The following is a 14586-nucleotide window of genomic DNA, read 5'->3' as shown; positions in this document are numbered from 1 at the left end:
GCGCCGCTCAAGCGCTCGGGCGGCGCCAGAACGCATGCACTGTCAGCGTGACCTTCAACACCGGATCGGCCGCGTTGCGCTCGGTCGAGCCACCGAGCTGCATCAGAAGCGAATCCACGAACACATAGGGCATTCCGCTCTCCAGCCGGTACAGCAGCTCCTGCAGCGCAGGGATCGTCGCCGTCAGTGCGAGCTGGAGCTTGATCGCATCGCTCTTGTCGTCGCGCTCGGCGGCCTGAATCCCCGATGAAACCAGGACCGCCTTCTGATCCGCGATCAGCTGCGACAGATAGGCCTGGAATTGCGCCGCTGCGAGCCCGCCGGTCGGCGCGTCGAGAAAGGCGAGCGCAGGCGCCGCCATGGCTTGCGACTTGCGCTGCTTGACCGTCGCGCCGACGCGCGACTGCAGGCTCGCGAGCTGATCGCGGCGCTCGCCAAGGCTTTGCGCCGCTTCGATCCAGGTCTGCAGCGCGTTGGCAGTGGTGAGCATGCAGATCAGCAGCAGCGCGCCGAAGGCGCCGGCCGCAAGCAGCTGCTCGCGGTTGAGGTCAAGCTTCAGCTTGAGGTTCAGCTTCGGCATGTCAGCCTCCGGCCATCGTCGGATGCGGCTCGACGCGCGCCTCGATGTGAAAGATGAAACGGGCGCCATCGGCGCTGCGCGTGGTCGGTGCGTAGAAATGAACGTCCTTGAACTGGCCTGATTGTTCGAGCGGCGCGATCAGCGCGGGCGCGTCCGTGGCAATACCGGCGATCCGCACCGTCGAACCGTCGATGTTCAGCTCGGTCAGATAGGCGCTGTCGGGCAGCACCCGCGACAGCGCCTCGATCACGATCGCCGACACCAGCGAGGTCTCCTTCAGCGCCCATGCCCGTTCGGCGGCCGGCAGCGATGCGATCGACTGCGGCGAGTAAGTGCCTTTGACCTGGCGCTGCAGTCTGGCGATCTCTGCGACGATCTCGCCGCTCTCGGCATCAGCCGCCGCGGCCGCCATGAACGCCCAGACATTCAGGACCACGGCGAGGCCAACTGCCGCAGCCATCGCACCGCCGATGATCCAGCGCAGCCGGATCAGGCGTGTACCGTCGGCATCCGCAAGCCGCGACCACAGCGTGATGCCGTTGGCTGCTCCCGCCGATGCTCCGCCGGCGACGACCGCGTCGACGTGCAGGCCCAGTGCCGCCATGCGATGACGCGCGTCGTCGACGACCGCGCGCGGCGTGATCAGAACCCGGACATCGAGGTGATTTGGCTCGGCACTATCCTGGACATCGAAGCCGTAACAGGCCTGGGTTGCGCGCCAGGGCGAGAGCCGTTCGATCTGGTTGCGAACGATGCCGGGCAACAGTTCGCGGGCCTGCGCAGGCACGCTCATGCGGCGCGAGACGATCTCCTCGCTGCCGAGCTCCAGCATCACGAAAGCGCGCTGCGCCGAGCGCGCAAGCTCGCCCGGAAGGGCGGCTCCCGGCGACAAGGCGCCGGGCCAGGTCTGCTGCGTCCCGTCGCTCTGCCGCACGATCAGATCGTCATCGTCCTGACGAAGCTTGAGCCAGTTGCGGGCGCGGCGCCGGTCGCGCCAGCCAAGCCAGAGCCGCGCGAGATGATCGATCCAGGCCTTTGCGATCGTCTCAAGGTCCATCGGTATCCCCCGACACCATCGCGGCGTCTCGCGCAACGCGCCGTCCGCCAGGATTCCAGGCCAGAACACGATAGGGCTGTTTGTCGCCCTTGAGCAGGACGATGAAAGCCCTCGCTTTGACCGAATATCCGTCCGTGGTGCGCGCCGCGAGCTCGACCGAGATCACCGATCTCTGCTGAACCTTCAGATATTGCTGGGTGCGGCCAAGCAGAAAGCCGAGCCGCTCGCCATCCACCAGCGGCGTCCCGCGCGTCGCAAGAAAGCTCTCCATGCGGGCTTCCTCAAAGAACGGCAGCGCCCTGATCACCGCGACTGGGGCGGTCAAGGGGTTCACAGCCTCGCTGCCATAGACGGTGATCAAGGGCGCCATCGCCGTGATCCATTCCAGCCGTATGCCGGGCACCGCGGCGAGCTGCCGGATGTCGCTGAACGGCGACTGCGCTTGTGGAGCGGTAGGCTGCTCGGGCTTCTTGTCAACCACCGACCGCTGGCGCTGCGCGCCGTCTGCGGGCGGCGCAGCGTGATCCTGATCGCGCAGCGCCACGATGGCCTTCGCCAGAGCGTCGGCCTCGTCATCATCGGCGCCGACATGGCGCAGCAGCGAAGCCAGCACGTCGGCAGGCGCCCGGCCGATATCGATGCGGCCGGTCTCGTCGCCGACACTCACACGCACCTCCCCGGTCGGCAAGGTCACGACGGTACTGCGCGCGGTGAGCGGCGCATCCTTGAGCGCAGCGGACATGCCGGCCGCGACCTCCAGCCCGGCGCTGAGCAGCACATCGGCCTGGACACGGTCGCGGTCGATCGCCACGATCCCGGCAAGGCTGCGGAAGGTCATCGACGTCGCCATCACCAGCACCGAGCAGAACGCAATCGCCCACAGCACGGCGAACAGAACCATTCCGCGCTCGCGATCCCGCACACTCATCCACGCGCTCCAGCGGGCTCAGTCCTGGGTCGATCCTGCTTTGGCGCAGCCTGCGTCGGCGCGCCTGCCTTCAGGCAATCGGCGCTCGCATCGGCCTGGGCGCAGCCAAGCGGCGCGTCGGAGCGCAGCCGGAACGCAAGACCCGGAAGCAGCTCGGCGCCGCTGGCCCGATCCCGGATCGTGAGCCGAACCAGCCGAGGCAGCAGCGGCTGGCTGCGCCAGCTGTCGCTCCAGATCAGATTGCCGTCGGCTCCGAAGCTGCCAAACGCGAAAGCGATATCGACATTGCCTTCGATCAGATCGATCGGGTCGCGTAGGGCCAGGCTCTCGAACAGCGTACGCGGCCCGGACCACGGCGCGCGGCGTCGGATCAGATGAGCAGTCCCCTCGACATCCTCGACCGTGAGACTGACCACCTCCTCACCTTGCGGTCCGGCAGCAACCCCACCCGCAGCGATGAACCTCAGCTGCCCCGGCTCGCCGACAAAGGCCACGCCCGCCTTGGCGTCGCGCCCGCGCGGAAGCTGGCGCGCCGACCCCAGATCCGCGCCGATCCGCTCCGCCGCCAGCAGCAGCTGATCCGCTTTGCCCGCAAGGCCGGTGCCCCGATCGAAGTTGAGCGCGACATTGTGGATCAACGCCGCCACGCCCGCGATCACCGCCGCCCCGATGGCAAGCGCCGCCAGCACTTCGATCAGGGTAAAGCCGTGCTCGGCTTGGCGGCGCGCGGGAAGCCGGAGGATGATCATTGATCTTCCCCAGGCAGGCCCAGCTGCAATGTGTCGGCAGTGACCGTTCGCCCCGGCGCCCAGGACACTGTCGCGGTCAGGTGATAGGCGATCCAGTTCGGGCGCTTCTCGACGGGTGCGTCCGGCTTCGCGGTCTTGGCCGGGACCAACTCAGCCTTCGGCGGGATCATGGCGTCGATGAACATCGGCTCCGCGGTGATGCGCCAGCGCATGCCGCCGGTTTCGCCGTCGCGAGGTCCCCGCGAAAGCGCGACACGGTCCGGCGGCGCGTCGAGCAGGGAGCGCAGCAGCGCCTGCGCCGCGATACGCCCGTCGATGCGATCGGCAATGCGGCGCGCGTGGAACAGCTGAGGCCCCAGCACGGAGACGAAGGCGAGCAGCAGCGTCATCGCTACCAGCGCCTCGATCAGCGTGAACCCTGCGCGAGCGGCGCGGCGTTCACTGAACATCGACCGCGACACGGCCGTTGTACCAGGAGACATCGACCTCATAACGCACCTTGTCCCAGGAGAATTTGACCGCGGCGCCGGTCGAAGCGCCATCCGGCTCGAACCGCACCACCGCCTGCCGTCCCGCCCACGTTTCGTCCACGCCGACCACATCGACCACCACGTCGCGCGGAATCGCGATCACCCCGCTGTCTCCGACGAGCGTACGCGCGCTCGTATCGAGCGAGATGCGGCGGCTGCTTCCGGTGAGCACCGCCACGAGACGCTCACGCCGCATCATCGCGGCCGTCTGCAATGTGAGCGCCTTCAGCCGGCCGCGGCCGGTGCCCGGCAGCAGCACGCCGACCAGCGAGGCCAGCATGGCGATGATCACCATCACCGCCATCATCTCGATCAAGGTCGAGCCGGCCCGCGGATCTGTCTCGATGGCGTCCGTCATTTGGCGAGCTCGGTGATGCTCAGCAAAGCGCTCATGATGGAGACGATCAACGAGCCGATGCCGATACTGACCAGGATGATGGTGACCGGGCCGATCGCACCCATCATGCGATCGAGACCTATGGCGAGCCGCTGTTCGTAGAACTGCGATGCGTGCTGCGCGATCGCCGAAAGGTCGCCGGTCTCGTCGCCGACGCGGAGCATGCGCACGGCCAGCGGCGGCACCAGGTCGCTGTCGGCCAGCGCCTCGATGAAGCGGCGGCCGTTGCGGACCTGCTCATGCACCTGCTCGACCGCGGCGACATAATCGGGCTCGCTCACGACGTCGCGCAGGATCTTGAGCGCGGCCGGCAGCGCCACGCCGTTCTCCACCAGGAGCCCGAGCGTGCCGATGAAGCGCGCGGCGCGCCGATCGTGCATCAGCCCGGCAATTCCCGGCAGTGCCGTGAACGTGGCCATCAGTCGCGCTCGCGCCGCCGGCTGCCGCAGGACGAGCCAGCCGACCAGCAGCACGCCGGTGCCGACGCCGAGCAGCAGGTCGAGATGGGCGCGCAACCAGGTCGAGGCGGTGAGCGCGAATGCCGCCCCCGCATTCAAATGGCCCTGCATCTCGCTGAAGATGGGCTCGAACTGCGGCACCACGTAAAGCAGGAAGAAGAACAGGATCACGATCGCCGCTCCGACCAGGAACAGCGGATAGCGGACCGCGGTGGTGATCCGTTGCGACATCTGCTCGCGCCGGGTCCGGTCCTCGACGATCGCGCGCAGGACGATTTCGAGCTTGCCCGACGCCTCGCCGGCCCGGACCATGGCGACATACATCGGCTCGAGCAGCGCGGCCTGCCGCTCCAGCGCCTCGGCAAAGCCGTCGCCGCCGGACACGGCGGAGCGAAGGCCGCCCGCAAAGCGCGCCACCGACTTGTTGGTGTCGTCCTCCAGCGTCTGCAGCGAGGCTTCGAGATTCAATCCGGACCGCAGCAGGAGCGCAAGCAGCCGCAGGAACGTCGTCAGCTCGCGACCGCCGAGCGATCCTCGGCTGACGATATTGGTTCGTGTCACGCCGCCGCCGGCGATTTCCGCCTCGACCGGAAGGTGGCCGAGATACTCGATCCGCCGCAGCACCTCCTCGCGCGAGGGCGCCTCGACGTCGCCGAGGATGATCTCTCCGGCCCGGGTCAGCGCGCGGTAGCGATAATGGGGCATGACCGCTACAGGCTCGTGGTGAGGCGAAAGATCTCGTCGAGCGTGGTCTGCCCGGCGCGGAGCTTGATGATGCCGTCCTGCGTCATCGTCGTCATGCCTTCGCGACGCGCCGCGGCTTCGAGATCGCTGGCGTCCGTCTTCGGACCGATTGCACGCCGCAGCGCGGGGCCGATCTCCATGATCTCGAACACGCCCTTGCGGCCGCGAAAGCCGGTGAAGCCGCACCACTCGCAGCCCTTCGGCCGGCAGACGGTCTCCCCCGGTTCGATGCCGAGCGCGGCATAACGCTCGTCGGCGGCGATCTCTGCAGCCGTCAGGCGACAGGCCTCCTTGCAATGGTCGCAGAGGATGCGCACCAGGCGCTGCGCCACGATCACCCGCGCACAGGAGGCCAACAGAAAACTTTCGATTCCCATGTCGATCAGCCGCGTGATCGCGCCGGCTGCGGTGTTGGTGTGCAATGTCGTCAGCACCAGATGCCCGGTAAGCGCGGCATGCACGCCGATATGCGCGGTTTCGGAATCCCGCATTTCGCCGACCATGATGACGTCGGGATCGAGCCGCATGAACGAACGCAGCGCCGATGCAAAAGTCAGTCCGATCGCAGGATGGACCTGGGTCTGGTTGATGCCGGGGATCTGGTATTCGACCGGATCCTCGATGGTCAGGATCTTGCGCGTCGGCTCGTTGATGACGGCGAGCGACGCGGCGAGCGTGGTGGTCTTGCCGGAGCCGGTCGGCCCGGTCACGATGACCATGCCATAAGGCGCGAGCAACGCCTTGCGCAGGATGGCTTCGTCGCGGGGGCTGAGCCCGATCTGGTTCAGCGCGGCGAGGCCCGAGCCCTTGCGCAACAGGCGGATCACGGCGCACTCCCCATGCATGGTCGGCATGGTGGCGACGCGCAGATCGATCTCGGTGCCGCCGACCGCGATATGCGCCCGGCCGTCCTGGGCCAAACGGCGTTCGATAATGTTGAGGCCGGCCAGGATCTTCAGACGCGACAGGATGCCCTTGGCCATGCTCATCGGCGGCGCCGGGACGTTCTTGAGCATGCCATCGACCCGCAGGCGCACCTGCAGGCCTTCGCCGTTGGGCTCGATGTGCAGATCGGTCGCGCGCTGCTCGGCCGCCATTCGAAACAGATCGTCCAGCGCGCGCACGACCGGCGCGCCGCGCGCGAGGTCGCGAAGGTTGTCGAGGTCGTCCTCACCCGCATGCAAGCTGGCCTGCGGCGCAGCCTGGCTCTGCTCCGCCTCAAGTTGCAGCGACAGCGCCGCATCGATATCGTCGGCGGTGGCCACCGCCAACACCACTGGCTCGCGCAACGCGATTTCGATCGATCGCAGCGTTTCGTCGTCGATCGGCGCGGCCACGGCCAGCTTGAACGCGCCGCCTGCACTCTCATAAGGAAACAACCGGCCTTCCTTCAGGAAGCGCATCGACATGTCGCCGCCGGCAAAACGGTTCTGCGTGAGATCGTCGCGCTTCACCCGGCTGCAACCGTAGAAGCTTGCGAGCTCATCGGCCAGCGTCGATGCCGTGAGCTTGGTCAACGCACTCCAATCGGGCGGCCCGGAGAGCCCATCGCCTTGACGGGACGCCCGCGCGACCGCAGCGCCCTGCCCGTCGCGCAACGCACCTCGCGCGGCGAGATGCGTCATGAAATCGGCCGGCAGCGGCCACGGCATTGCAAGCTTTCTCTTCTGCGCAGCCAAGCTCATGCGCGTCCGACCTCATGGCCCCAACGGGCGTGCCGGCACCTTCCGGCCAGGACATCCGGGCGAGGATTCCCAGCCGAGGCGCGCAAATTCACAACGGCTCGTCCGGCGTTGCCGCGCACGACTGATCGCCGATAGCAACTGTCCGGGTCCAGTACACTGCACGGAGCGCGCGACCTTGCTGATAGACGTGATTCCGGGGCCGGAGCGGCGGCGAGTCCTGCGTCGTCCGTTCGAGACGCGCCGCGCAATGGACCAACGCCTGTTTGAGCTCCACCTGCACGGTCCGGACGCTGACGCCGAAGCGCAGCGCCGTTTCCCGCAACGGCACTTCGTCGACAAAGGTCGCCATGAACATCTCGCGGCGGCGGGGCGGCATTTCCGAAATCACCCGCTTCAGTGCGCCGATCTCGGAACGCGCCTCGATCACCCGATCGGGTCCCGGCTTGTCGTCCACCATCTCGAACACTGCATCGCCTTCCGATACGGTGCGACGACGACGTTCCGCGACGCGCCGATTGCTGACGATGCTCAGCGCAACCCGAAACAGATATGCCTTCAGATCGCGGACCGGTCCTATTCCCGTCGCGTTCGAAAGGCGCAGGAATGTATCCTGAAGCGCCTCGTCCGCCAGCTCCGCAGAACCGGCACGTCGCACCAAGCGCGATCTGAGATCGTCGTAGCTCGCGACGAGAAGGCTGAGCAACGCCGCTCGATTGGTGTCGCTCATAGCTGGGACCCCATCCCCGGCCGCAGCGTTCTACTCGCTTGAGTTCAGCCGCGCTGTTCATAACCAAAGTTGATGACATAGCAATGAACTCAACCGCGGAAGCGACATCGCGCGATGCTCGCGACCGCCAACACATACAACGCACGATGAGTGATGCATCGCGCGATCGACTGGACTGTACGGCCACAACAGACACAGGCCCCGCGCCTCGTCGCAAGACGGCACTCGCAGGCCCTGCATTAGTTGCGCGAACTACACGCATGTTACGGCGCTCCGCTTGCCTCGCACGCGCGTACAGAGCGCGCGCGTTCCACACCGCTTTGCGCGTCGGTATCGCTCGGATCGAGAGCGAGCGCGGCGCGAAACGCGGCTTCCGCGTCGGCCGGCCGGCCAAGCCCCAGATACAACTCGCCAAGCGCATGATGGGCGCTCACGCACCTTCGATCGAGCGCGAGCGCGTGCTTCAGGCTGATCTCGGCCCCTTGCGAATTGCCGCGCGCGGCACAGGTCCGGCCCAGGGCTTCGTAGAACCGCGGCGACTGCTGCTGATTGATCCTGGTCGCCGCGAGAAAATGCGTCATCGCGCCGTCGAGATCGCCGAGTTGCCGCAGCGCCATCGCATATTGCGCGTGCGCCAAGTCGCTGTCGGGAAGGAGCTCCAATGCTTTGCGATAATGAGCCCCCGCCTGCTCGAACCTGCCGCCGGCCATCAAGGCATCGGCGAAAGCGATCCGCGCCGGCGCGAGCCCGGGCGCCAGGGTTACGGCAGATTGCAACAAGATCTGCGCTCGCGCGACGTCGCCGCGCGCCAGGGTGATCGATCCGAGATTGCACAGCGCGTTGACGTGAGCCGGATCGATCTCGAGAATGCGCTCGAAGAACCGCCTCGAACGCGCGATATCACCGCCGCGATGGTGGCGGCAGCCTTCCATGAACAGGGCCTCGCACAGCGTGGCGCTGGCGACACGCGGCGTCGCAGTCATCCGCAGCGCTACGGCCGTCACCGGATCGGTCCCCCGGTCGGCGTTGGCGGCCATATCCACGGCGCCTGCAGCCTCTTCGGCGCCATCGGCCGGTTCGGCAGGTTCGTGCGCGATCCGAAGCAACGCCTCATGGTCTGGATGGCGCGCCAGCATCTCGTCCAACAGCGCCTTGGCATCTTCGCGCCCGCCATGCGCGTCGAGCAATTCTGCCAGCGCCGCAGCCGCAGGCGCCTCGGCCGGTTCGGGCGAGGCCGTGAGTCCGTCGCGAAAGGCGGCGACGGCAAGATCGGGCAGGTCGGAGCCGGCCAAGGCGCGCGGCAGGCCGAGCCGCGCCGCGGCGTTATCCGGCTGCAGCGTCAAGGCAGCGGCATAGGCCGCCAGCGCCTGCGGATATTGCCCCGACTTCAACAGCAGCCCGCCGAGATTGGCGTGCGCGTCCGCGTCGGCGGGTTCAAGCCTGATCGCCTCTTCCAGGAAATCGAGCGCGTTCTCGTCCTCGCCGCGATACAGAGCGATCACACCGCGCAGGTGCATGACCCGCTGCCGGACCACGAGCTCCTGCTCCATGGTTTCGAGCAGCACATCCGCACTGTCGAGCTGACCGTTGCGGAACAGCGCGAAAGCGCGGTCCAACACGGCTTGCGCGAATTCGGCCTGGCGCTCGGTCGAGGCCTGCTTCAGCATGGCCGCCGCGGCTCTCGATGCCTGCGCCTCAGAGGTCTCCGCTCCCGCCATCACCACGTCCCTTCCGTGCCCGCCTCACAAACAGTTCAGCAGCCGTGCGCCCCCAACGAAGCTTCAGAGGCCAGCGTCAGGCGGCGCTGCGCGCGGCGCACCACTCGGTCCAGAGCTGCATCAGGGCGCGCGACAGATTGTCGGCAAAGCGCGGCGCGTCGCAGAGCGGCGACGCCGCCACCCGTTCGCGCAGAGAGCGGCGAAGCTCCGCCAGTTCACCGCGCCGTCGCGCCCATTCGACGGCAAGCGCGACATAATCGTCGACGCTCGAGGTGCAGAACTGGCCGAGGCCCGCGGCAGTCAGATGCGTGGCCGAGTGACGACCGGCGAAAGTGTCGCCGGCGAAAGTCACCGTCGGCACGCCCATCCACATGGCTTCGAGCGTGGTGACGCCGGCCGAATAAGGAAACGGATCGAGCGCGAGATCGACCTCGCCATAGGCTTCGAGCAGCTTGGCCTGCTCGCTCTCCCCGACGAGTTCGACGCGCTCGCGCGAAAGGCCGCCGCGCTCCAGCACGGCGTAGACGGCCTCGCGCGTAGAGGCCTCGCCGAGGCCGCCATAGACCATCAGGATGCGCGAATCCGGTACCTCGGCGAGAATGCGCGCCCACGCCTTGCCCACCTCGGCGTTGAGCTTGGCCGGACGATTGAAGCAACCGAAGGTGAAACACGCGCTCGTCTCGCTCGGCAGCGACGCCACATCGGGCGCGCCGATCGGCGGCTGGTAGCAGACGTAGCAATCCGGCAGCCGGATCGCCCGCTCGACATAGCCCGCATCATGCTCCGGCGGAATCTCCACGGGATCGGCGATTAGGCCGTCATAGGTATCGAGCCCGACGGTGCCGACATAGCCGGCCCAGCCGAGCTGGATCGGCGCGGCACGACCGGCGAACAGGGACAGACGGTTGCCGGCGGTGTGACCGGCAAGATCGAACAGGATATCGACCCTATCCTCGGCGATCTGTCGCGCGAGCGCCGCATCGTCGATGCTCGACACGTCGCGCCAGGCGAGCGATATCGCCTTGTAGCGCTCGCTGAAATCGTCATCCTGAATCTTGCTGTCGGTCTTGTAGCAGAAAATCTCATAGCCGAGCGCGGCGAGCTGCTCGAAGGCGCGCAGGGTGAGGAACGACACCGCGTGCCGATGCAGGTCCGCCGAGACCAGACCGAGCCGCAGCTTGCGGGTCGGATCCGGCGGGTTGGCAAACGCCAGCCGGCCGTTCGGCATGCTGGGACGGTACAGCGCGGCCCAGCGCTTGTGCTCGCGCAACAGCTCCTCGCGGGTCACACCCGGCTTGTGCTGGAGCGCAAACAAGACCGTACCGGCGACCGCCGCATTTGCCGGATCGAGCTCGCCGGCACGCCGAAAGGCTGCGACGGCGTCCTCCACCCGGCCCTGGCCAAGGAAACCGAAGCCGCGCGCGATGTGATGCTCGGCCTGCAGCGGATCGAGCGCGAGCGCGCGGTCGACATAGCTGAGCCCGCGCTCGAACTGGCGCTGATTGATCAGGAAGTGGCCGTAGAGATATTGCGGCAACGCGACGTTCGGCGCGCTCTCGGCGGCGAGCTCGAACAGCCGCGCAGCCTGCTGGGGACGCTCTGCCGCGCCGAAGTTCATGCCGAGCTCGAGCATGGCCTTGTAGTTCTGGCTGTCGATGGTCGATGCGGCCTGCAGGTCCTCGACCGCCTTGTCGAACTGACCGTCCATCACATGAGCGAGGCCGCGGGTCCGATAGGCCTCGGCGTAGCCGGCATCGAGAGCAACGGCCTGATCGAGCGCCTCCAGCGCCTCCTTGCGCCGGTTCTCGGTGAGCAGCGCAAGGCCGAGGCTGTATTGCGCCAGCGGCATGTTCGGCAGCAGCCGCAAGCCTTCCTGCAGATAGGGGATGCCCTCGCGCGGGCGGCCGGTGCGCGCAAGACAGGTGCCGATCTCAGCCAGCGCCGGCGCATGCGTCGGCGTCACCTGCAGCTCCGCCATGAAGGCGCGCCGCGCATCGTCGAAGCGATCGAACCGGCACAGCGCCACACCCTTGCAGTAGTTGAAGCCGGGCTGATCGGGCGCAAGCCGCACCGCTTCATTGAATGCGCGTAGCGCCTGGCGCCAGCGCTCCTCCCGTGCATTCGCGATGCCCTGCTGATGCAGCTCCTGCGCACGCCTCACATTGCCCGAAGGCCCCGAATGATGACCGCCATACGACAGCGGGCGGGCCAACAATGCATGACCGCCATGCTCCACGCGAATCGCAAGTCGCCCGCTCGAATTGTCTTCCATGTGGAAGCCCCGCCTCACCGCCACTTGCGCAAAGGTTGCATATTAACGACTAAGCAACACGATCGCGCCGCGTTTCCATAGATCACGTCAGGCGGTATTGCCAAGAGCTTTTTCAAACTATTGCTAGAAATATTCTCTGCGCGAATCTCATCTTCGAGTTGTCTATGAGACGTTAGCCAATCATCGACGAACGGAGACATTCCTTCGGCGCACGAGATACTTAGGCCTATTTTAGATATATCTATTAGGCCTATCAAAATTGACGAATAATACATCAGATATTCTGATGTATACTTGTCGATCTCATGACGACGGAGTGACGCCGCAGCGCCGATGGTTACAACCCTCGAGATGAGTGAGATGAACATGCAATCGACTACCAAGTATCTGCTCGGCACGTCGTCGGCGCTGGTGCTGTCGGCCGCTGCCATGCTCTCGGCCGTTCAGCCGGCCAACGCGCAAGCGACCAACGGCCTCTACTTCGGCGGCAGCACGCTCGCCTCCGAAGCGTTCCGCCAGATCTTCGACTGCTACACCGGCGCGACGGTCGGCAATGACGGCTTCAGCTTCTCGGCGAGCTTCAATGCGGCCGGCCCGACCCCGGGTCTGCTGCCGGCGGCTTGTGCCGGCGTCGACACCACCGTCCAGGGCATGTATGCCGGCGTCGGTTCGGGCAACGGCTTCCGCGGCTATATCAGCAACACTCCGTCGCAGTGGTACAGCGGCAACGTGACCGCGGGCTCCGTCGTCGCGACGCCGTTCCCGGCCGCCCAGCCGCCTTACGTCGACACGCTCAACTCGACCAATTTCGGCAGCTATCCCTATCCGCGCGTCGACGTCGGCCTGTCCGACTCGCCGCTGGCCTCGACCCTTGCGGCGCTGACCACGGCGGCGTTCAGCTTCACTCCGTCGGCCAATTGGGCCAGCGGCGGCGCCACTGCGACCACCCAGGTCGCCGTCGGAAGCAGCAGCCCGGTGAGCTTCAACGTGGCTGCCTGGGGCAACCCGGTCCAGTTGCCGGCGTTCGAGGTTCCGGTCGCGATCCCGGTCAACGTCAACAGCACCCTGCTGACCATCAACTCGCAGATCAAGTCCGGCGGCGCCATCGTGACCGGCGGCGCGATCCAGCTCTCGAGCGCCCAGCTCTGCGCGATCTTCTCGGGCCTGGTCACCGACTGGAACAGCGTCGCCACCATCCCGACGCTTTCCAGCACGGGCACCGTTGTGAACCAAGCGTTCAACTACACCAACGTCGGCAACGGCGTCGGGACCGCGCAGCCCTACGCCAGCGCCTCGCTGCCGATCTCGGTGGCGTACCGCTCGGACGGCAGCGGCACCAGCTTCATCATCACCAACTACCTGAAGGCGGTCTGCCCGCTGATCGACCCGACCGACACCTACAAGTACAAGTCCATCTTCGGTGCTGCGAACCTGCCGAGCACCAGCTTCTCGAACCTGATCTCCAACATCGCCGCGGCCCGTGGCAACGGCCCGTGGAACGCAGCATCGACCGTCGCTGGCGCCTGGGCCGGCAGCAGCGGCAGCGGCGGCGTTCAGGCCGCGGTCGGCACGGCCGCGGCGCAGGCGGGCCGCATCGGCTATGTCAGCGGCGACTTCGTCAAGCCCTATGCGATCGCAACCAACGCGCCGTATGCGGCATCGGTGCAGAACGAGGCCCAGCGTATCGCAGGCGTGACCACTCCGGCCACTGCGGCGACCACGCTGACCTTCATCCCGCCGACGCCGGCGGCGGTGGACCTTGCCTGGGGTGACACCCGCCTGACGCCTCCGTCAGCTACGTCGACCTGGGCGAACTGGAACGTCTACGGCATCAACTTCGCGTCGACCGAACCGCTCCATGGCGGCGTCGCGGTGGCCGGCCTCTCGGTTCTGCCGCTCACCAACCAGACCGGTGCCTATCCGCTCTCGGGCACCACGTTCATGGCGACCTACAGCTGCTATGGCAACGCGACCAATGGCCAGAACCTGCTGAACTTCCTGAACTGGTACTATCAGTATCCAACAAGCGATGTGAACGTCAAAAACATCCTGAACAACAACAGCTTCTCGCCGCTGAATAAGCAGTGGCTGACTGCTGTCCAGGCCGTCTATCTGACCCCGGGCACGGGCGTCGCCCTCGCCCTCGCCTCGGGCGGCAGCGCGGACGGTTGCACCGGTGTCACCGGCGGCGCCAATCCGTGATGCGTGACGATGCAGGATCGGATGACTGCGCCTGATCCGGCATCTCAGCTCTGACGACAGCGACCGGGCGTCTCATCCGAGGCGCCCGGTTTTTCTCTTAATCTCCAAATACGGGCGAGACCGCGCTGGACAGAAAAGAAGTCGGAAGGTCCAGGTGCCGGCCTACAGCCCGGTTCCCCTCGAGCGCAGCTAATCCGTAATACGATCGGACGTGGCTCCGGTCATCCGCGACAACAGGCTCCGCGAGCCCGATCCGGCCCGGGCGTGGGCGGTCCAGAGCCAGCATCTGCAAGCCCAGCAGTAAGCTGGCGCCAGCGCGATCGCAGCAATGCAGCCGGCAGTCAGGTCGACGGTTGCCGCACGTCATCACCCGTGATGGGTCATCACGTGGGACGGCGGCGTGATCCGCGCGTCGTCGCCGGATCGCGCCGCTCTCTCCGATGCGTTGGCCGCCGCTTCAGAGGGACAGGGAGCGCGCTGACGTCACGGATACAAGCAGATGCGACTGCGTAGCCTGAGTGCGGCCGACTCATAAGGCT

At 66.6% G+C, this 14586-nt stretch carries 12 protein-coding genes; 1 reads left to right on the top strand and 11 read right to left on the bottom strand.

Going from position 1 to position 14586, the window contains the following annotated elements; genetic code table 11:
• Positions 1 to 7: 7 nt before the first annotated feature.
• The 11 genes from gspM to QX071_RS11185 all read right to left on the bottom strand — a co-directional run bounded on the left by gspM (position 8) and on the right by QX071_RS11185 (position 11845).
• Positions 8 to 580 (bottom strand): type II secretion system protein GspM, encoded by a 573-nt coding sequence (gspM, locus tag QX071_RS11235; RefSeq protein ID WP_315700753.1) that lies wholly within the window; start codon positions 578 to 580, stop codon positions 8 to 10.
• Between the two features lies 1 nt (position 581).
• A complete protein-coding gene (locus QX071_RS11230; protein WP_315700754.1) occupies positions 582 to 1637 on the bottom strand; it encodes a PilN domain-containing protein in 1056 nt (351 codons plus the stop codon).
• Positions 1627 to 2565, bottom strand: coding sequence for a type II secretion system protein GspK (locus tag QX071_RS11225; protein WP_315700755.1), 939 nt, complete (start codon positions 2563 to 2565; stop codon positions 1627 to 1629). The genes QX071_RS11230 and QX071_RS11225 overlap by 11 nt, the downstream gene beginning before the upstream one ends.
• Positions 2562 to 3314 (bottom strand): prepilin-type N-terminal cleavage/methylation domain-containing protein, encoded by a 753-nt coding sequence (locus tag QX071_RS11220; protein ID WP_315700756.1) that lies wholly within the window; start codon positions 3312 to 3314, stop codon positions 2562 to 2564. Before QX071_RS11220 ends, QX071_RS11225 begins: the two co-directional genes overlap by 4 nt.
• Positions 3311 to 3763: a type II secretion system protein gene (locus QX071_RS11215; RefSeq protein WP_315700757.1), complete on the bottom strand. Its 453-nt coding sequence runs from the start codon at positions 3761 to 3763 to the stop codon at positions 3311 to 3313. The genes QX071_RS11220 and QX071_RS11215 overlap by 4 nt, the downstream gene beginning before the upstream one ends.
• On the bottom strand, positions 3753 to 4202 hold the full coding sequence (locus QX071_RS11210; RefSeq protein WP_315700758.1) for a type II secretion system protein: 450 nt from the start codon (positions 4200 to 4202) through the stop codon (positions 3753 to 3755). The genes QX071_RS11215 and QX071_RS11210 overlap by 11 nt, the downstream gene beginning before the upstream one ends.
• Entirely contained in the window at positions 4199 to 5404 is a 1206-nt protein-coding gene (locus tag QX071_RS11205) for a type II secretion system F family protein (RefSeq protein ID WP_315700759.1), read from the bottom strand. Before QX071_RS11205 ends, QX071_RS11210 begins: the two co-directional genes overlap by 4 nt.
• A gap of 5 nt (positions 5405 to 5409) precedes the next feature.
• On the bottom strand, positions 5410 to 7128 hold the full coding sequence (locus QX071_RS11200; protein ID WP_315700760.1) for a GspE/PulE family protein: 1719 nt from the start codon (positions 7126 to 7128) through the stop codon (positions 5410 to 5412).
• Between the two features lie 88 nt (positions 7129 to 7216).
• Positions 7217 to 7855, bottom strand: coding sequence for an RNA polymerase sigma factor (locus tag QX071_RS11195; protein WP_315700761.1), 639 nt, complete (start codon positions 7853 to 7855; stop codon positions 7217 to 7219).
• A 263-nt stretch (positions 7856 to 8118) separates the two neighbouring features.
• Positions 8119 to 9573: a tetratricopeptide repeat protein gene (locus QX071_RS11190; protein ID WP_315700762.1), complete on the bottom strand. Its 1455-nt coding sequence runs from the start codon at positions 9571 to 9573 to the stop codon at positions 8119 to 8121.
• A gap of 76 nt (positions 9574 to 9649) precedes the next feature.
• A complete protein-coding gene (locus QX071_RS11185; protein ID WP_315700763.1) occupies positions 9650 to 11845 on the bottom strand; it encodes a tetratricopeptide repeat protein in 2196 nt (731 codons plus the stop codon).
• 366 nt (positions 11846 to 12211) lie between these two features.
• Between QX071_RS11185 and QX071_RS11180 the strand changes: the two genes are divergently transcribed.
• Positions 12212 to 14047 (top strand): substrate-binding domain-containing protein, encoded by a 1836-nt coding sequence (locus QX071_RS11180; RefSeq protein WP_315700764.1) that lies wholly within the window; start codon positions 12212 to 12214, stop codon positions 14045 to 14047.
• Positions 14048 to 14586 lie beyond the last annotated feature (539 nt).

The sequence above is a fragment of the Bradyrhizobium sp. SZCCHNS1022 genome (assembly GCF_032484835.1).
In the GTDB taxonomy this organism is placed as follows: domain Bacteria; phylum Pseudomonadota; class Alphaproteobacteria; order Rhizobiales; family Xanthobacteraceae; genus Bradyrhizobium.
This window is presented reverse-complemented; position numbering and strand designations above follow the sequence as displayed.